Source organism: Streptomyces sp. NPDC051133 (assembly GCF_040682635.1).
Taxonomy (GTDB): Bacteria; Actinomycetota; Actinomycetes; order Streptomycetales; family Streptomycetaceae; genus Streptomyces.
This window is the reverse complement of record NZ_JBFBBK010000049.1, coordinates 18,976-37,319: the sequence shown is the minus strand read 5'-3', so window position 1 is coordinate 37,319 and position 18,344 is coordinate 18,976. Positions and strand designations below refer to the sequence as shown.

10 protein-coding genes are annotated in these 18,344 nt (G+C 72.3%); 6 read left to right on the top strand and 4 right to left on the bottom strand.

All coding sequences use genetic code 11. The features are described 5' to 3' along the window. Positions 1 to 90: 90 nt before the first annotated feature. Positions 91 to 468, top strand: coding sequence for an STAS domain-containing protein (locus tag AB0N17_RS35485; protein ID WP_366015761.1), 378 nt, complete (start codon positions 91 to 93; stop codon positions 466 to 468). A gap of 204 nt (positions 469 to 672) precedes the next feature. After that, positions 673 to 1,020, top strand: coding sequence for an STAS domain-containing protein (locus AB0N17_RS35480; protein ID WP_366015760.1), 348 nt, complete (start codon positions 673 to 675; stop codon positions 1,018 to 1,020). A gap of 332 nt (positions 1,021 to 1,352) precedes the next feature. Here AB0N17_RS35480 and AB0N17_RS35475 read toward each other — a convergent pair whose 3' ends face one another. Continuing rightward, positions 1,353 to 2,330 (bottom strand): NADP-dependent oxidoreductase, encoded by a 978-nt coding sequence (locus AB0N17_RS35475; protein ID WP_366015758.1) that lies wholly within the window; start codon positions 2,328 to 2,330, stop codon positions 1,353 to 1,355. 310 nt (positions 2,331 to 2,640) lie between these two features. Here AB0N17_RS35475 and AB0N17_RS35470 point away from each other — a divergent pair, with 310 nt between their 5' ends. The 3 genes from AB0N17_RS35470 (at position 2,641) to AB0N17_RS35460 (ending at position 6,852) form a co-directional block, all read left to right on the top strand. Continuing rightward, the gene (locus tag AB0N17_RS35470) at positions 2,641 to 3,201 is read left to right on the top strand and encodes a nitroreductase family protein (protein ID WP_366015757.1); all 561 of its coding nucleotides are present in this window, start codon (positions 2,641 to 2,643) and stop codon (positions 3,199 to 3,201) included. 82 nt (positions 3,202 to 3,283) lie between these two features. Next, on the top strand, positions 3,284 to 3,661 hold the full coding sequence (locus tag AB0N17_RS35465; protein WP_366015756.1) for an HPP family protein: 378 nt from the start codon (positions 3,284 to 3,286) through the stop codon (positions 3,659 to 3,661). A 383-nt stretch (positions 3,662 to 4,044) separates the two neighbouring features. Next, positions 4,045 to 6,852 (top strand): lectin, encoded by a 2,808-nt coding sequence (locus AB0N17_RS35460; RefSeq protein WP_366015755.1) that lies wholly within the window; start codon positions 4,045 to 4,047, stop codon positions 6,850 to 6,852. 123 nt (positions 6,853 to 6,975) lie between these two features. Here the strand turns inward: AB0N17_RS35460 and manD are convergent, their stop codons facing one another. Both manD and AB0N17_RS35450 read right to left on the bottom strand, forming a co-directional pair. After that, a complete protein-coding gene (manD, locus tag AB0N17_RS35455) occupies positions 6,976 to 8,217 on the bottom strand; it encodes a D-mannonate dehydratase ManD (RefSeq protein ID WP_366015754.1) in 1,242 nt (413 codons plus the stop codon). A 70-nt stretch (positions 8,218 to 8,287) separates the two neighbouring features. Further along, a complete protein-coding gene (locus tag AB0N17_RS35450; RefSeq protein ID WP_366015752.1) occupies positions 8,288 to 9,733 on the bottom strand; it encodes a gluconokinase, GntK/IdnK-type in 1,446 nt (481 codons plus the stop codon). 326 nt (positions 9,734 to 10,059) lie between these two features. Between AB0N17_RS35450 and AB0N17_RS35445 the strand changes: the two genes are divergently transcribed. Further along, the gene (locus AB0N17_RS35445; RefSeq protein ID WP_366015751.1) at positions 10,060 to 10,257 is read left to right on the top strand and encodes a hypothetical protein; all 198 of its coding nucleotides are present in this window, start codon (positions 10,060 to 10,062) and stop codon (positions 10,255 to 10,257) included. Between the two features lie 21 nt (positions 10,258 to 10,278). On the opposite strand, the gene AB0N17_RS35440 is transcribed toward AB0N17_RS35445, so the two are convergent. Next, the gene (locus AB0N17_RS35440) at positions 10,279 to 18,336 is read right to left on the bottom strand and encodes a type I polyketide synthase (RefSeq protein WP_366015750.1); all 8,058 of its coding nucleotides are present in this window, start codon (positions 18,334 to 18,336) and stop codon (positions 10,279 to 10,281) included. Between the last annotated feature and the right edge of the window lie 8 nt (positions 18,337 to 18,344).

Below are 18,344 nucleotides of genomic sequence, written 5' to 3'. Positions count from 1 at the left end.
GGGCGGCGATGGGAAGAGTGCCGGTACCTGCGGGACGGCATGGCCGGAAATGATTGCGATGGGAGCCCGTTGCCGATGCTCAGGGTGCGGATGCGGCAGACAGACACGATGGTTGCCCGGCTGCCGGCGGAGGTCGACTACGACAACGCCTCCGACGTCGCCGCCCAGTGCACGGACCTGGCCAACCAGGACTGCAGCACCCTCGTGCTGGACGCCTCCGAAGTGAAGTACCTCGATTCCTCGGGCATCAGCATGATCATCACGCTGTCGCGCGTGCTCGACGATCGTGCCGGTACCCTGCGCCTCGCCGCCCTCAGCGACCACTACCAGCAGGTCTGGCGCATTCTCGGCCTGGACACGCTGCTCCCCGTCTTCCCCACCGTGAACGCCGCGCTCAACGGGTCCACCACAGTGGACCTTTCCGGTACCGGAGTAGGTGGCAGCCCTGAGGACGGGGCGTGCTGGTAAAGGCGAACCGCCTGTGCGACGCTCGAGGGGCAACCAGCCTGGTCTGGTGGGAGGCCCCGCGCCGGTCCTGAAGGTCGTCTTCCCGGCGACCGGGACACGGTACGGGTTGTCTCGCTCGGCTGTACGCGGCCCTACGCCGCGTGCTTGATGCCCTCCATCGGTGGAGGGCGTGATGGGCTCGACCCCGGAATCGAGGGGCGAACCGTGGAAGATCTGACCGTGGTGACACAGCAGCACATCGACCGCACTGTGGTCACGGTGAGCGGGGAGATGGACCTGGAGACCTGCCCGGCACTGGCCGAGGCCACCTCCATCATCCCCCTGACCGGCAAGACGCTGTACCTGGACCTGTCGGCGGTGTCCTTCATGGACTCCAGCGGCCTGAACCTGCTGATCCAGCTGCGCCACCGCCTGCACGCCGAAGGCGGCCGCCTTGCCGTCACCGGCCTGCAGACCCAGCCCGAACGCCTGCTGCAACTGACACAGGCCGGCGAACTGTTCACGGTGACGGCACCCGATGCGGCAGGCCGCGACGACGTTCGGACCGCTTGACCGGCCGAGGCACGACTCGCCCCGGCGCCCTTCCGCCTCCCCGGCCTCCTGCCGGCAAGCCGCCCGCCACGAGGCGGGACAGGACCACCCGACATGGCGAAGCACTGCCCGGACTTGTCGGGCCGGGCATGCGGTGTCGGTGGGGGGCGGCCCCTACTGCGGCGGCCACCATGCCTTGAGGCGCCGCCCGCGTCCAAAGACCGGTGACGCGGCGCGTGGTTGAGGCACACCATCCCGTGGAGCAGCCCCGGCCGGCGGCGAGACTGCTCGATCGGACGGCGCCCCCGCCCTCACCCCTCAGCCCTCAGCCCTAACCCCTCAGTCCTCAGCCGTCACCCCTCAGCGACGCGAATGATCGTGCGGCCGGAAACGCGCTGCCCCGGGGCGAAGGCGGCTGCTGCCTCGGTCAGCGGACGAACCGCGCCGACCCGCACCCTCAGCCGGCCGTCCCGCAGACGCTGGGCGAGGTCGGCGAGGCGTGCGCGGTCGGGTTCCACGAACTGACATGGGGTCCAGGTTAGGCCCCGGGACGTCGCGGTCACCCCCAGGAGGTGCACGAAGAAGAGGGCGCGCCCGTCGTCGGGGCGCACGGTGGGCGGATGGGCGATGGTGACGAGCGTGCCGCCGGTACGCACGAGGGCGGCCGAGCGGTCGAGGATGTCGCCGCCGATCACGTCGAACACGACGTCGACCTGGCCTGCGTCCGCCAGCCGGTCGGCCTCCAGGTCGACGAACGCGTGCGCGCCCAGGCCGAGGACGGTGTTCCGGTCGGCGGTGCGGCCCGTGCCGACCACTCGGGCTCCTGTCTCCTGAGCAAGTTGGACGGCGATCGAACCGACGCCGCCGGCGGCGCCATGGATCAGAACGGTCTGACCGGTGGTGAGACGGGCGTGCTCGAACAAGCCCTGCCAGGCGGTCAGTCCGGAGATGGGCAGTGCGGCTGCCACTGTGTGGTCGATGTCGGCGGGGAGCGGAGCGAGGTTGCGGGCTTCCACGGCGACGTACTCGGCGAGCGAGCCGTCGCGGGCCCAGTCGGTCAGTCCGAACACCTGCTGACCCACCGTGAGGCCGGTCGTTCCGTAACCGAGGTCCGTCACCACCCCTGAGACCTCGTGGCCGGGCACGCTCGGCGTGCGGTCACGGCCGGCGCGGTCGGCCCAGGTCGCGGGCCAGTCGAGCTCTCCTCGGGTGAAACCCGCGGCATGCACCCGCATGATGACGTCGTTCTCGGCTGCGTGCGGATGGGGAAGGTCCTCAAGGGCCAGTCCCGTGATCCCGGCCTCGCGATCCCGGACAGTGATGGCTCGCACGAGCGTTCCCTTCTCGGTGTGGGGTGAGACGGACTTGATCCCGGCTGTCGCCGGGTCACCGCGGCCAGGGGGAATTGACGATGCGCTCCACCATGGACGTGCGGCGGAAACGTAGCGATGGCGCCGCCCCGGTCCGGCCGTGAAACCACTCGAATCCAGTCAAGCCCCCTGGAGGACGGCTCCGGTCAACTCACCCGGACGGACGCACGGTCGGTCACCACCACCGCGCCTCCGTCGGAGCCACAAGCCTGCCGCCCGACCGCGGCCGACGTCCGGAATACGCCCGTGAGCCGAACGGTTGTACGCGGGCATGCGACATGATCCGCAACCGCGCGGCTCCCTCCATCCTCTGCTCGCGCAGAGGTTCAGCCCGTACCGGTTCGACCCGTCGTCCGCCATCGACGACCACACGCTGCACCTGCTGCTGGAAGCCGCGCGGTGGGCGCCGTCCGCCGGCAACTCCCAGCCCTGGGGCTTCTTCACCGCTCGTCCCGGTGAACCGGATCACGGACGAGTGGTGCGTCATCTCGCACGCAGCTCGGCCCGGTGGGCGACGGACGCAGGCCTGCTCGTGGTCATGCTGACACGCCGCCACGTGGACGAGACGCAGTTGCCCTACTCCGAGTTCGCGGACTACGACCTCGGCCAGGCCATCGCCCACATGACCATCCAGGCCCAGGCGATGGGACTGTCCGCGCACCAGTTCCGCGCCTTCGACCTGGAGGGCCTCACCAAAGAACTCGGCCCGAACCCGGGATGGGCGATCGTCTCCATGGTCGCGCTGGGAAAGGCGGCCGAGGAGCCGCCCGAGCACCGCGAGCGGCGCAGCGTCGCCGATCTGCTGTCTGCCCCCTGGACGCCGTCGGAGTAGCTGGCCCCAGGTCACGGTGTGCGGGACCGGATGTTCGATCTCCAGGGGGGCGCCCGTCGTATCAGCAGCACCTACTGGTTGGATGGAGGCCAGGACTGCGCCGCCCCTCGCAGCCAGCGCCGCCCTCGTGCACAGCACCCCGAGACTGCCTCTCGCGCAACCACGCAGCCTGATCGGCGGCCACCTGCTGTCCGCGATCGGCGGCTACCTGGTACTGGCCACCTGCGGGAGCTCGTCCTGGGCCGCCGCACTCGCAGGCGGCCTCGCTTTGGGCACCATGATGATCACCAGGACGCCTCACTCCCCGGCAGCGGCCACCGCCGTCATCGTCGTCCTCCAGTCACCCGCCCCGCTCCGCTTCCTCGCCCTTCTGCTCACCGCGACTCTGCTCCTGGTGAGCGCCGGGATCGTCGCCGGGCTGCCCAGGCATGCACCTCGCTACCCCGCCTACTGGTGGTGACCACGTCCAGCCGAAGGTACGGCGGGGGCGGTCAGCGTCCCGGCGTAGCCGAGCACTTGCCAACTCCGCTCGCAAGTACGGCACTTCCACGGTCGCGTCCCCAAGTCTGCGTACGGCCATTGACGCGCCTCCGACCGCTGACTAGCTTGCTTGGGAGCGCACCCCCCTCCAGCCGCCGGCCCCTGTGTGCGGCGTCGCCCTTCAGGAGCTTCGCATGCGTTCCTCTGCCTTTCGTGCCGATGCTCCCGCCTCCGCTCTGACAACGATGTCAGAGGCCGATCTCCGGTCGCGGGGCGCGTCGTAGAGGCCGCCCATCCGCAACTGCCGCAAGCCGCACCAGGTCCACCCCTTCAGGAAGGACGCAAAGGATGAGCTTGTTTGTCATGCCCACATCCAGCCGGTCCAGATCCGGACGGCGCCCGAGACGCCGTGCGCTCACCGCGGCCCTCGGCGTCGGCACCGCCCTGGCCTGTATCGCCGCGTTCCCCGCCCAGGCGACGACCTCGCATCCCACGGGCACGAGGAAGGCACAGGCCGCGCCCGTCTCCGACCCTGCCTCACTCGTCAACCCGTTCCTCGGCACCTCGAACGACGCGAACGACTTCCCCGGCGCGGACGTGCCGTTCGGCATGGTCCAGTGGAGTCCGGACACCCCCTCGCGGCCGCCCGGCGGCGGCTACCAGTACAACGACTCCTCCATCACCGGCTTCAGCCTGACGCACATCGCGGGCCCCGGCTGCGGCGCGTCCGGCGACATACCCGTGCTGCCCACGGTCGGCGCCGTGGACACCGGGGCCGCCATCGGCTTCAAACACCAGGACGAGTCCGCCACGGCCGGCTCCTACAAGGCCGGCCTCGGCAACGGCGTGAACACCGAGCTGACCGCGACGACCCACAGCGGCATGGCCCGCTTCACCTTCCCCGCGAGCACGCGCGCCAACCTGATCTTCAAGGTCGCCGGCAGCCAGAGCGGCGCGTCGAACACCCGGTTCACCAAGGTGTCGGACACCGAGGTGAGCGGGCAGGTCACCAGCGGCCACTTCTGCGGTGCGGGAAACACGTACACCGTCTACTTCAACATGGTCTTCGACCGGCCCTTCACCGGCCAGGGCACCGCCGCCGCTCCAGCGGCCAAGGCCCCGCCCACCGTTCCCCCGGCGTCGAAGAACGCCGCGGAGCCGCCCAACAGGCCGAGACTCCACGGCACCCTGCCCAAGGCGAGCAGGGGTAAAGCGAGTCCGGCCCCGCGGGCGGCGGCCTCCAACGGATACGTCACGTTCGACACGACGTCCAACCCGGTCGTGCAGGCCAAGGTCGGCATCTCGTATGTGTCGGCCGCGGGCGCCGTGGCCAACCGCACCGCCGAGAACCCGGACTGGAACTTCGACGCCACTCGCGACGCCGCGAAGAGCGCGTGGAACAAGCTCCTGGGCAGGGCCCGGATCTCCGGCGGCACCACAGACCAGCAGACGCAGTTCTACACGGCGCTCTACCACTCCCTGCTGCACCCGAACGTGATCAGCGACGCCGACGGCCGGTATCCCGGGTTCGACGGCGCCACCCACACGGTCGACTCCGGCCACACGGCGGTGTACGGCAACTACTCGGGCTGGGACATCTACCGGAGCCAGGCGCAGCTCGAAGCCCTCATCGCCCCGCAGGTGGCCTCCGACACCGCCCAGTCGATGGTCGACGACTACACGCAGACCGGCCGGTTTCCCAAGTGGTCGGAGAACAACGGCGAGTCCTACGTGATGGTCGGCGACCCCGCCGATGCCATCATCGCCGACTACTACGCCTTCGGCGCGAGGGACTTCGACACGGCCGCCGCCCTCAAGGGCATGATCGCCGAAGCGAGCAGGACGAACAACAACCGCCCCGGCCTGAACTACCTGGATTCCCCGGGCTACCTGCCGCACGACGGCAGCTACGGCTGCTGCAACTTCTACGGCCCCGTGGCGACGACCCTGGAGTACGACACCGCCGACTTCGCCCTGGCCTCGTTCGCGGGAGCTCTCGGCGACAGCGCCACCCAGCACAAGTACACCGACCGCGCCCAGGACTGGCGCAACGTCCTCGATCCGGCGTCCGGATTCGTCCAGCCGCGCAACGCCGACGGCACCTGGACCGGCGGCTTCGACCCCACCAGCGGCACCGACATGGTCGAGGCCGACTCCTGGATCTACACCGGCATGGTGCCGTTCGATGTGGCCGGCCTCGCCACGGCCAAGGGCGGGAACGACGCCATGAACGACTACCTGGACACCGTTCTGCGCAGCTACACCGGCGACCGCGGCTACGCCTGGGTCGGCAACGAGCCCAGCATCGAACTGCCCTGGGAGTACGACTACACCGGCCGGCCGTACAAGACGCAGGGCACCGTCCGGAAGATCCAGGACCAGATCTGGGCGAACTCCCCCGGCGGGCTGGCCGACGGCAACGACGACCTCGGTGCGATGAGCGCCTGGTACGTGTGGTCGGCGCTGGGCATGTACCCCATGACACCGGGCACCTCCGACCTGGCCCTGGGCTCGCCCCTGTTCCCGCAGACAGTCCTCACCCTGCCGTCCGGCAAGACCCTGACCGTGACCGGTGACGGCGCCGCCGACAACGCTCCCTACGTGCAGTCGGCGACGTTCAACGGCTCGGCCTGGAACAACGCCTACGCCCCCACCTCGGCCATCACCACCGGCGGCTCGCTGACGTACGCCCTCGGCACCACGGCCAACACCTCCTGGGCGTCGGCGGCGAGCCAGGCTCCGCCCTCCTACGGCGGCAGCGTCGGCACGCCGGCCAAGCCCCGGATCGGCGCCGTCGTCTCCGGTGTCTCCTCCGGCCTGTGCCTGGACACGGCCGACTCAGGCACCGCCGACGGCACCCACGCACAGATCTGGGCCTGCAACGGCAGCTACGCCCAGGACTGGACGATGGCCGCCGACGGCACGGTCCGCGCCCTCGGCAAATGCCTGGACGCCGCCAACAGCGGGACCGCCAACGGCACCGTGGTGCAGCTGTGGACGTGCAACGGCACCGGCGCCCAGCAGTGGAAGCCCGGCACCAACGGCTCGCTGGTGAATCCTCACTCCGGGCTGTGCCTGGACGATCCCGACTCCACCACGACCCAGGGCACGCAGGTACAGCTGTACACCTGCAACGGCACCGGCGCCCAGAAGTGGGGGCTGCCCTCCTGACGTACGCCCCGCGACGCCCGTGAGCAACCCGGACGACCGGCCTCACGGGCGCCGTACGGCTGCCGGATCGGCACCTGTCCCGGACGACGGGACGGCCGCCGCACGGGAACGGGGCGGCCGGCGTCACCAGTCGTGCACGGTCCCGTCGTGCAGCCTGCTGACGGGCAGGTACGCCTGCTGGTACGGGAAGTGCCGTGCGGCTTCGAGGTCGAGGTCGACGCCCAGCCCCGGTGTGTCGGACGGATGCAGCAGTCCCTCCTCGAAGCGGTAGGAGGTGCGGAACACCTCCAGCGTCCGCTCGGAGTGCCGCATGTACTCCTGGATGCCGAAGTTGTGCACGGCCAGGTCCAGATGGAGCGCGGCGGCCATGCCGACCGGGGAGATGTCGGTGGGGCCGTGCATCCCGGACCTGACACCGTAGACGGCCGCGAGATCGAGCAGCTTCTTCATCGCGGTGACGCCACCGGTGTGGGTCACCGCGGAGCGCACGTAGTCGATGAGCCGCTCGCTCAGCAACGTGGTGTAGTCGTAGAGGGAGTTGAAGACCTCGCCGATGGCCAGCGGTGTGGTCGTGTGCTGCCTGATCAGGCGGAGGGCGGCCTGATCCTCCGCGGGTGTGGCGTCCTCGAGCCAGAACAGGTCGTACGGCTCGAGTGCCTTGCCCAGTCGGGCGGCCTGGATCGGCGTCATCCGGTGGTGCCCGTCGTGCAGCAACGGCAGCTCGGGGCCGAACTCCGCCCGTACGGCCTCGAAGACCGTGGGCAGGTGCCGTAGGTAGGCACGCGTGTCCCAGGTTTCGACGGTGGGCCGGAGCCGGTCGGCGGCGGTACGGCGCGCGGGCTCGTAGTCGTAGCGCTCTCCCCCGCCCGCGCTCGAGGCGGCCACGCCGTACACCGAGTCGAAGCCGGGAATGCCGGTCTGGACGCGGATGGCCCGGTAGCCCTGCCCCAGGTGCGCACGGATGGAGTCGAGCAGTTCGGGCACGTCGCGGCCGGATGCGTGCCCGTAGGCGAGGGCGCCGGTGCGGGAGGCGCCGCCGAGGAGCTGATAGAGGGGCATCCCCGCGCACTTGGCCTTGATGTCCCACAGGGCGGTGTCCACGGCCGCGATGGCCGCCATGGTCACGGGGCCGCGCCGCCAGTACGCGCCCCGGTAGAGGTACTGCCAGGTGTCCTCGATTCGGGTGGCGTCACCGCCGATGAGCAGGGGCACCAGATGGTTGTCCAGGTAGGCCTGGACCGCCAGCTCGCGGCCGTTGAGCGTGGCGTCGCCGAGGCCGACGACGCCGTCCTCGGTGGTGATGCGCAGGGTGACGAAGTTCCGGCCGGGGCTGGTGACGATCACTTCTGCGGACACGATCTTCATGGTGGATCCCCCTCTTCGTGTCGGTCCGGGCGTGCTCTCTCCGTGGGTTCGTTCGTTCGGTCGGCCGGTGTCAGCGGCCCCAGGTGCGCCGGGCCAGCTCGGTCTGGACCTCGGCGACGATGCGTTCGACCGGCAGGGTGGCGTCGACGGTCATTCCGGCTTCGTCGTCCTCGAGCGGTTCCAGGTCCTCGAACTGTGAGGAGACCAGGGAGGCGGGCATGAAGTGCGACGTCCTGCTCGCCACGCGGGAGGTGGCCGTCTCCTGGTCGAGCGTCAGGTGCAGGAAGAACGTGTCGGGCCGGGCCACCCGCAGCAATTCGCGGTAGATGCGTCTGAGGGCGGAGCAGGTGATCACCAGCCCGTCCTCCGCGCCCGCCGCTCTCATGCGGCCCGCGACGGCGGCGAGCCAGGGACTCCGGCTGCGGTCGTCGAGGGGGGTCCGGTTCTCCATCGACTCCACGTTGCGCCGAGGATGGAAACGGTCCCCCTCCTCGAACGGCACCCTGAGCGAATCCGCCAGGTACCGGCCGACGGTGGTCTTGCCGCATCCGCTGACCCCCATGACGACGATCGGGGCGCGCCGCGCGTGGAACAGGGCGGCCATGGCGTCCTGGAAACCGGCTCGATGAGCGGAGGGCAGGCCGCCGGCGTCGAACTGGGCCAGGCCCGCCCGCAGTCGGTCACGTACGTCGGGGTCGTGCAGCCGGCCGCCGCGAATCTCGGCGAGGAGGGCCTCCGCGAAGGCCTCCGCCGCCGTGGCCAGACCCTGGTCGACGGCGTAGGCCAGGCCCATGTGCAACCACATGGCGATCGGCTCCGGCCGGGTGGGATACCGCTGGACGGTGTCGGCGCCGACGACGGCTCGCACCGGCGTGACCACCGCTTCGCGGTGAGCGCCGGCCCAGTCCCTGTCGATGCGGTGGTTCAGAGCCATGACGACGTGGTGGGAAAGGCGCACGAACAGTTCGTTGCGCGAGCCGGCGAGGAGCGCCCGGTGGAAGGCCGCGTCCACGTCCCTGAAGCGCTGCCGGATCGGCGCGCCCCGCTGCGGACGCGCGAAGTCCGGGTCCTCGCTTAGGGCGAGCAGGGTGCGGGCGCCGCTCGTCAGCTCGTGGCAGATCTCCGCTGACCGGCTCAGGGCGGCCAGTCGGGCCGCGCGGGGCTCGATCACCTCCCGCAGCTCGGTGAGGGAACGCATCTGGCTGGCGGGGGCCACCTGCAGCCGCCAGGCGATCACGTCGGCGTCGAGCAGGTCCCACCCTTCCAGCGGCTGAACGGTGGCGCCGACCCGCGGCTGCAGATCGACCAGACCTTTCTGGTGCAGTGACTGCAGGGCTTCGCGGGCCATGGGCCGGGTGATCCCGAACTCCTGCACGACGGCGTCCACGGTGAGGTGGTGGTCGCGGGGCTTGCCGCCGTCCACGATCTGGCAGCCCAGTTGCTCCACCACCTTCGCGGTGGAGCGTCGTAGCGCGTCCTCGGATCCTTCGGGCAAGTCGGCTTCCGGACCAGTCATGGCTGAAGATGCTAAATCACAGCGGCGCACTGGTCAGCTGTCCGAGCGGCACCAAGAGGAGCACGAAACGCCTGTGGGGCGCACACCGGAGCGCTCCGGCGACCGTGTCCGCCCCCGTGTGAACCCCATGCTCGGTGATGCGGCATCAGAACTCTTCTCTGAGCTAGATCACATGACTACCGTGGTCAGTCATTCGAAAGGTTTCGGTGATACCGAGGAGCCGGCCCGGGTACGGGAAAGCGCCGTCAGCAGGCCGGGACTCGGCGCGCACGGCAGCCGACGCAGGGCTGCCTCGTCCCGTTCTGACGCAGCCGCAGGAGAGCCGTATGCCCGAACCGACCTCGCCCACGCCTCCGCCGGAGCGGCTGTCGCTGCGCTGGGCACTCATCCTCTTAGCCGCGGTGGTGGCGGGACTGCTGACGGGACTGCTCACGTACGCCCAGTCCCGCAACTGGCCGGCATCGCTCCTGGCCGCCCTCGGAGCCAGTGGCATGGCCTTGGTGAGCCTTCCGCTGCTGCTGTGACCCGCCCCATGGCCGCGGATGTCAGCCGGTCGTGGCTCCGAGTGCTCCGATCCAGTCGCGTACCGCCGCGGCCGTGGTGCGCGCGTCTTCCTCGAGCATGCTCAGATGGCTGCCGGGGACGTCCGCCGTCTCATGGGCCCCGGGCCAGGCCGAGCGCCATCGCTCCGGCATGTCCGGCAACGGCCGTGTGGCCCGTACGAACAGGGTGGGCACGCCCGTGGGCCGTGGCTGCCAGGCGCGGAACATCCGGGTGTACGCGCCCAGCGACAGCAGCGTCAGGTCGTCCACCGCGCCGTCGAACCGCTCGCCCATGGCCACAGGCAGCCGTGCGGGCAGGGCCAGCAGCCAGGGTTCGGCCTCCCGGTCCGCCGTGATGTGGTACGTGTCCACCAGAACGAGTCCGGCCGGCGGATGGCCGTCGGCGGCCAGCCGTTCGGTGACGGCGTGCGCCGCCGTTCCGCCCATGGAGTGGCCCACGACGACGTACGGGCGGCCGCCGAGGTGACGCCGCACCGTGGCCGCGTGCAGCCCGGTCAGCGTCCGCAGGTCCCTGGCCACGGCGTCCCCGTCGTCGACGCCGGGGTGCCGCAGTTCGAAGACGTCCCGCTCGCCGTCGAAGCAGGAGGCGAGCCCCGCGTGCCAGGGTCGCCCCAGGGTGGGGGCGAAGCCCGGGACGCAGACGAGCGCCGGTCCGCCCGCACCGGTGGCCGGCCGCAGCGGTGGCAGTTCGTGCCGGTCGGCGTCGTCACCGCCGAAGGAGGGTGCACCGAGGGACGCGGTCACCAGCAGGTGCATGGCCGAGACCACGTCGCCCGTCTCGCAGACCTTGCGGTACAGGGCCGGCAGGGAGTGAGCGGCGCGAGGGCCGCGCACCGCGCGCCGGCCGGGCGGGAGGAGGGGGTGCGGAGCCTGGGAGGTGGCGGCCCCTGCCGTGGTCGGCACCGCAGCCGGGAGGAGCGGTGAGGAGGCGGGGCGGGGCGCGTCGCCGCCGAGGGCCCGCGCTGCGGCCGGCACGTCCGTGTCCGGTACGCCCGTCTCCCGTACCTCCGTCTCCGGTACGCCCGGCGTCCCTTCGGGCAGGGAGTCGCTCAACTCCTCGTGCACATGGGCGGCGAGCTCCTCGACGCTCGGTCGGTCGTACACGACGGTCGCCGCCAGCGGCACCCCGGTCAGCAGGCTCAGCCGGTTGCGCAGCAGCACACTCATGAGCGAGTCGAGTCCGAGTTCGGGAAGGCCGCGGTCGACGGCGCTCGCGTCCGTGTGACCGAGCACCGCGGCGGTCTCGGCGCGGATCAGCTCCTGAAGCGCCGTCGCCCGCTGGGAGACGGGAAGGCGGGCCAGCCGGTCGCGCCAGGCGCCTTCGGTTCCGTCCGGTGCGTCGTCCCCGGCCGGATCGGACGACGCCATCGGCCGGGCCGCACGCAGCAGGCCGCGCAGCGGCGGTGGTACGGCCGTTCCGGCGGCCAGTGCTCCGGGCGTGCGGTCCAGCGGCAGCGGAGCCAGGACCGGGTCGGCGCCGGTCAGCGCGGCGTCGAAGAGCGCCAGGGCCTGTTCGGGCGGGACCGGGCGTACCGCGCCGCCATGGACCCGGCCGGTGCGGGCCGCCATGCCGTCCGCGTCGGCCCACGGCCCCCAGAGCAGCGACAGGGCGGGCAGACCGAGTGCGGCGCGGTGCCCGGCGAGCGCGTCCAGGAAGGAGTTCGCCGCGGCGTAGTTGGCCTGGCCGGGGTTGCCCAGCAGGCCGGCTGCCGAGGAGAACAGGACGAAGTGCGTCAGGGGCAGCTCCTTCGTGAGGTCGTGGAGATGCCAGGCGGCGTCCGCCTTCGGCCTCAGGACGGCGGCCAGTCGCTCGGGCGTCAGCGTCTCCAGCACGCCGTCGTCCAGGACTCCGGCCGTGTGCACCACGGCAGCCAGGTCCGGTCCGAACTTGGCGACGAGTCCCTCCACTTCGGTGCGCTCGGCGACGTCGCAGGCCACCAGGTCCACCTGTGCGCCCGCCCGTTCCAGTTCGGCCCGAAGGGCCCGGGCACCGGGCGCTTGCGGTCCGCGCCTGCTGACGAGCAGCAGACGCCGCACCCCGTGCCGGCCGACCAGGTGCCGGGCCAGCAGTGCGCCCAGGGACCCCGTGCCGCCGGTGACCAGGACGGTGCCGCGTCCGAACGCAACCGCGGACCCGGCCGGGTCCGCGGTCGTCAGCCGCGGGACACCGAACCGGCCGTCACGAATGGACAGTTGAGGCTCGCCCGTGGCCACGGCTGCGGGCACCAGCCGCAGCGATTCGGGCCTGCCGTCCACGTCCACGAGAGTGAGGCGTCCGGGATACTCCGCCTGTGCGGCCCGCAGCAGTCCCCAGACCGTGGCCGCGGGCAGGTCCGGTGCCTCGTCGGCAGCACCCCTCGTCACCACCACCAGCCGTCCGGAGCCGGCGAGTCGCGTCCGCGTCAGTTCCAGGGCCCGTAGCGCGAGCGCGTGCGCGGCGGCGGGGCCGGTCGCCGCGGTGGTGGCAGACAGGGAGGCTACGACGAACTCCGGTACGTCCTCGGCCCGGGACGCGGCCCCCGTGTCCGCCACGGCCTCCGGTGGGAACATCCCGGCAAGGCCCAGGTCGTCGGGGTCGGTCACCGACAGGCGGGGGGCTTCCGCCGGGACCGCCAGGTTCGGCCAGCGCAGCCGGTACAGGTCTCCGACCGGCACGGCGCTCTTCTGCGGGGCCGGGCGCGTGACCAGCGCCCGCAGAAGGGCGACCGGCGCACCGGAGGGGGTGGCGAGGTCCACGCGGACCGTGTCGGGACCGGTCGTCGTGATCCGCGCGCGCACCTGTGTGGCCCCGCTCGCGTACAACGTCATCTCCCGCCAGGCGAACGGCATCCGGGCCCGGCCTGCGGGCGGCTCCGCCAGCAGCGTGGCGTGCAGGGCGGCGTCCAGCAGCGCCGGATGGACGGCATGGCGCCGGGCCTCCTCCCCCGGTACCGGGCCGACCTCGGCGAACAGTTCCTCGCCACGCCGCCACAGGGCCGTGACGCCCCGGAACGCCGGCCCGTAGGCATGGCCGGCGGCGGCCAGCCGCTCGTAGGCGCCGGTGAGATCCACGGCCGTGGCGTCCGGCGGCGGCCATGCGGCCGGCGCGGCCGCCGCTCGGTCCCGGGTCCCAGCGGCGGGGCCGAGTCGCCCGGTGGCATGGTGGGTCCAGGCGCCCAGCGCGCCGGAGTCCTCAGGCCGGCTGTACACGTCAGCGGTACGGCGGCCGGTGCCGTTCGGTTCTCCCACGGCCACCTGGACCTGGATCCGGTCCCGGTCGGCGGCGGGCAGGGGCAGCGGGGCCAGGTGGACGAGTTCCTCCAGTACGTCGAGGCCGCACGCGTCACCCGCCTGCAGCACCATGTCCGCGAACGCGGCCCCGGGCACGAGAGTCTGTCCGGCGATGACATGGTCGCGCAGCCATGGCTGGGCCGCGGCGGACAGCGGCCCACCGCACAGCAGGCGTTCCGTGCCGGGAACGGTGGCCGTCCGGGTGAGCACGGGGTGGCCGTGGGCGGCGCCGGCGTCGGTGGTGATGCCGGGCAGCCAGTAGCGCTGTCGCTGGAAGGGATACGTGGGCAGGGCGACGTGGCGGGCGCCGCTGTCCGCGTACACCCGTCGCCAGTCCACCGTCAGACCGTGGACATGCAGCCGGCCCAGCGCGGCGAACAGCGTCCGCGGCTCGGGGTCGGTCGCGGCGCGGCGGGCTACGGCCGTGCACAGGAGGTCGTCGCCCGCGTCGGCGAGGTTCGTCGTGGTCTGGGCCGTGAGCTGTGCGTCCGGGCCGATCTCGGCGAAGGCCGTCACCCGGCCCTCGTCCGCCAGCCACCGCACGGTGTCCCCGAAGCGCACGGCTTCGCGGGCGTGCCGCACCCAGTAGCGGGCGGAGCACAGCTCGTCGGTGGTCGCCGGGCGGCCGGTCAGACCGGAGAGCACGGGGATCCGAGGCGTGCGATACGTCAACTCGCCGGCGACGCGATCGAATTCGGCGAGCATCGGCTCCATCAGCGCGGAGTGGAAGGCGTGGCTGACCCGTAGCCGGGTGGTTCGGCGCCCGCGCGCGGCGAACCCTGCCGCGATCATGAGGACCGGCTCCTCGGCGCCGGAGACGACTACCGCGCGCGGGCCGTTCACGGCCGCGATCTCGACCCCGTCGGTGAGCCGGCGTGCCACCTCCGCCTCGGTGGCGTCCAGCGCCACCATGGCGCCGCCCTCGGGCAGTTCCCGCATCAGCCTCCCCCGGGCGGCGACCAGTCGCACCGCGTCCTGTTCGGACAGGACCCCTGCGGCGTGCGCCGCGGCCAGTTCGCCGACGGAGTGCCCGGCCAGGAAGTCCGGTCGCACGCCCCAGGACTCCAGGAGCCGGAACGTGGCCACTTCGAAGGCGAACAGAGCGGCCTGGGCGAAGTCGGTACGATCCAGCAGTCGTCCCTCGTCGGCTTGCCACAGGACCGGGCGCAGCGGGCGTTCGAGATGGGCGTCGAAGCGCTCGCACAGGGCGTCGAGGGCGGCGGCGAAGACCGGGAACGCCTCGTACAATTCGCGCCCCATGCCCGTATGTTGGGCGCCCTGTCCGGTGAACAGCAGGGCCAGCCGGCCGGCGGGGCCCTTCGTGTGCGGCTCGGCCGACGTGGCCAGGGTGTCCAGGGCGCTGAGCAGGCTCGTGCGGTCGTCGGCGGTGAGCGCGGCTCGGTGGGTGAGCGCGGCCCGGGCGGTGGCATGGGTGAACCCCACGTCCAGTGGGTCGAGGCCGGGGCGCTCGCGCAGGGCGGTGGCGGTCCGTTCGGCCTGGGCCCGCAGGGCGGCCGGGCCCGCGCCGGACAGCAGCAGCGGGGGTGTGGCCGTCCGGCCTCGGGAGGTCCGGACGGCGGCGCCCGTCGTCTCGGGCTCCTCCAGGATCACGTGCGCGTTGGTTCCGCCGATCCCGAACGCCGACACGGCGGCCCGGCGGGGACGCCCGGCCTCCGGCCGCCACTCCTCCTGTTCGGTCAGCAGCCGTACGATGCCCGACGACCAGTCCACCCGGGGCGACGGCTCGTCCGCGTGCAGGGTGCGCGGGAGGATGCCGTGCCGCATCGCCAGGACCGTCTTGATGACGCCGCCCACTCCGGCCGCGGCCTGGGTGTGGCCGAGGTTGGACTTCAACGAGCCCAGCCGCAGGGGCCGTTCGGCGGACCGGCCCGGACCGTACGCGGCCAGTAGCGCCTGTGCCTCGATCGGGTCGCCGAGCGCGGTGCCGGTGCCGTGCGCCTCCACGGCGTCGACATCCGCCGGCGAAAGGCCCGCGTCGGCGAGTGCCGCTCGGATCACCCGTTGCTGCGCGGGCCCGTTGGGCGCGGTCAGACCGTTGGAGGCGCCGTCGGAATTGACGGCCGAGCCGCGCAGGACGGCCAGCACGGGATGCCCGTTGCGCCGTGCGTCGGACAGCCGCTCCAGCAGGACTATGCCGACGCCCTCGCCCCAGGCGGTGCCGTCCGCCGCCGCGGAGAACGGCTTGCACCGCCCGTCCGGGGCCAGCCCGCGCAGCCGGCTGAACGCCAGGAACGGCGCGGGCGTCGCCATCACGGTCACCCCACCGGCGACGGCCAGCGAACACTCACCGTCGCGCAGGGCCCGCGCGGCCGAGTGGATCGCCACCAGCGAGGACGAGCACGCCGTGTCCACGGTCACGGCGGGTCCGCGCAGGCCCAGGGTGTACGCGATCCGCCCGGAGGCCACGCTGCCCGCCGATCCGAGCGCGAGATGGGCTTCCAGTTCGTGCCCCGCCCGGTGCAGCAGACGCCCCGCGTAGTCGCTGTGCATGACGCCCACGAACACACCGGTGTCGCTGTCCCGCAGTCCCGACGGGTCGAGGCCCGCGCGTTCCAGGAGCTCCCAGCCGGTCTCCAGCAGCAGCCGCTGCTGCGGATCGGTGGCCAGTGCCTCACGGGGCGCCATGCCGAAGAACGCGGCGTCGAACTCGGCGGCCCGGTGCAGGAAGCCGCCCCTGCGGGTGACGGAGGTGCCGGGACGGTCGGGATCGGGGTCGTACAGCACGGCCTCGTCCCAGCCGCGGTCCGCGGGAAAGTCGGAGGTCGCGTCGATGCCGTCCGCGAGCAGCCGCCACAGGTCCTCCGGGGACTCCACGCCGCCCGGATATCTGCAGGCCATGGAGACGACGGCGATCGGCTCCCCGGGCTCCGCGCCCGCTGCGCCGCTGGACGTGCCGGTCGCCCCGGTGCCGTGTTCGCCGCGCAGCGCGTCGTGCACGAGGCGTGCGACGGCGGCGGGCGTGGGGTGGTCGAACACGAGCGTCGCGGGCAGGTCCAGACCGGTCGCGGTGCGCAGCCGGTCGCGCAGCAGCACACCGCCGAGCGAGTTGAGCCCGAGCGCCGTGAACGGCTGATCGGGATCGAGGTCCCGCGCGGGCAGGTCGGCCGTCCGCGCCGTCTGCTCGAGCACCAGGTCGAGCACGGCGTCGGGCACCGCCGACAGCCGCGCGCGGAGCCCGGCCGAGGCGGTCTGCCGGTCCGCCGCGAGCCGCCGCGCCAGCTGTTCGGCGACCGCCGCCCGGACGATCTTGCCGGACGGGGTGCGGGGGACGGAGGCGGTCTCGTAGATCTCGTCCGGCACCTTGAACCCGGACAGCCGCGCCCGGCAGACGTCGAACACCCGCGCCGTGTCGACGCCGTCGGCGCCGGGGACGACCAGGGCGACCGGCACCTCGCCCAGGACGTCGTGCGGTCTGCCGACCACGGCGGCGTCCGTGACGCCGGGGCAGCTGAGCAACGCCTGCTCCACCTCGGACGGGTTGACGTTCTGGCCGCCCCGGATGATCAGCTCCTTGACCCGCCCGGTGACACGGAGCGAGCCGTGTGGCAGGCGTCGGCCGAGGTCTCCGGTGCGGTACCAGCCGTCGGTGAACACCTCGGCCGTGGCGTCGGGGCGGTTGTGGTAGCCGGTCATCAGGCCGGGGCCGCGGACCCAGATCTCCCCCTCGTCCCCGTCGGCGACCTCGGCACCGGTGTGCGGGTCGGCCAGCCGGATCGCGAGCCCCTCCAGCGGAGGACCGCTGGAGTCGTCGTCACGGGGCCCGTCGAGCCGGTCGACGGCGATCTTGCCGCACGTCTCGGTGGAGCCGTAGCCGTCGAGGAGCGGGGCGGCGAGCGCGCTGCCGATCTCGGCCTTCAGCTCGGGAGGACAGGGTGCGCCCGCCGTGACGCACACCCGCAGGGAGGCGGGCACGGCGTCCGGCGTCCGCCGCAGCGAGTCCAGCAGCAGACGGTACGTGGCGGGGACCCCTGCCACCATGGTGAACGGCTCGGCGGTGAGCGCCTCGACGACGTTCCCGCCCCGTTCCAGCAGATAGGCACTGGCACCGACCGAGACCACCCCGAGCAGGCACAGCGAGTGGGCGTAGCAGTGGAACATCGGCAGGGGCCACAGCAGCCGGTCCCGCTCCCCCAGCCCGTACGCCGGCACATAGGCCGCCGCCACCGACCAGAGGGCGGAGCGCTGGGTGGAGACGACGCCCTTGCTCGCCCCGGTGGTGCCCGAGGTGTACAGGATCCAGGCGGGGTCGTCGAGGCCGAGGTCGTCGCGGGGCGGGCGGCCCGGATCCGTGCCGGCCAGGTCCTCGAAGTCGAACACGCCGTGCGGCATGCCGCCGTGGCCGACGGCGACCACCTGAGTCCCGGGCCGGGCCGACGCCAGCGGCATGACCAGCGGCAGCAGTTCCACCTCGGTGACGACGACGGTCGCGCCGCTGTCGTCGAGGAAGTGGGCCAACTCCTCCTCGGAGGCACCGGGGTTGAGCATCACGCCGATCGCCGCGGCCCGAAGGACACCGAGACAGGCCTCCACCACCTCCACGCGGTTGCCGAGATGGACGGCGACGCGGTCCCCTCGCCGCACCCCGAGCCGTGCGAGATGGCCGGCCAGCCGCCCCGTGCGCTGCTCCAACGCCCGATAGGTGACGGCTCGACGGGCGTCACGGTAGGCGGTCTTGCCTCCCGACCGGGCCGAGTGCTCCCGCAAGGTGCCGGGCAACGCACGTATCAACTCGGCCTGGAACTCAGGCATCCCCACCC

Excerpts from the sequence above, each read along its gene's own strand:
- AB0N17_RS35485 (WP_366015761.1), top strand. The coding sequence starts at position 91 with ATGCGGCAGACAGACACGATGGTTGCCCGGCTGCCGGCGGAGGTCGAC.
- AB0N17_RS35470 (WP_366015757.1), top strand. The coding sequence starts at position 2,641 with ATGCGACATGATCCGCAACCGCGCGGCTCCCTCCATCCTCTGCTCGCG.
- AB0N17_RS35465 (WP_366015756.1), top strand. The coding sequence starts at position 3,284 with ATGGAGGCCAGGACTGCGCCGCCCCTCGCAGCCAGCGCCGCCCTCGTG.
- AB0N17_RS35460 (WP_366015755.1), top strand. The coding sequence starts at position 4,045 with ATGCCCACATCCAGCCGGTCCAGATCCGGACGGCGCCCGAGACGCCGT.
- manD (WP_366015754.1), bottom strand. The coding sequence starts at position 8,217 with ATGAAGATCGTGTCCGCAGAAGTGATCGTCACCAGCCCCGGCCGGAAC.
- AB0N17_RS35450 (WP_366015752.1), bottom strand. The coding sequence starts at position 9,733 with ATGACTGGTCCGGAAGCCGACTTGCCCGAAGGATCCGAGGACGCGCTA.
- AB0N17_RS35445 (WP_366015751.1), top strand. The coding sequence starts at position 10,060 with ATGCCCGAACCGACCTCGCCCACGCCTCCGCCGGAGCGGCTGTCGCTG.
- AB0N17_RS35440 (WP_366015750.1), bottom strand. The coding sequence starts at position 18,336 with ATGCCTGAGTTCCAGGCCGAGTTGATACGTGCGTTGCCCGGCACCTTG.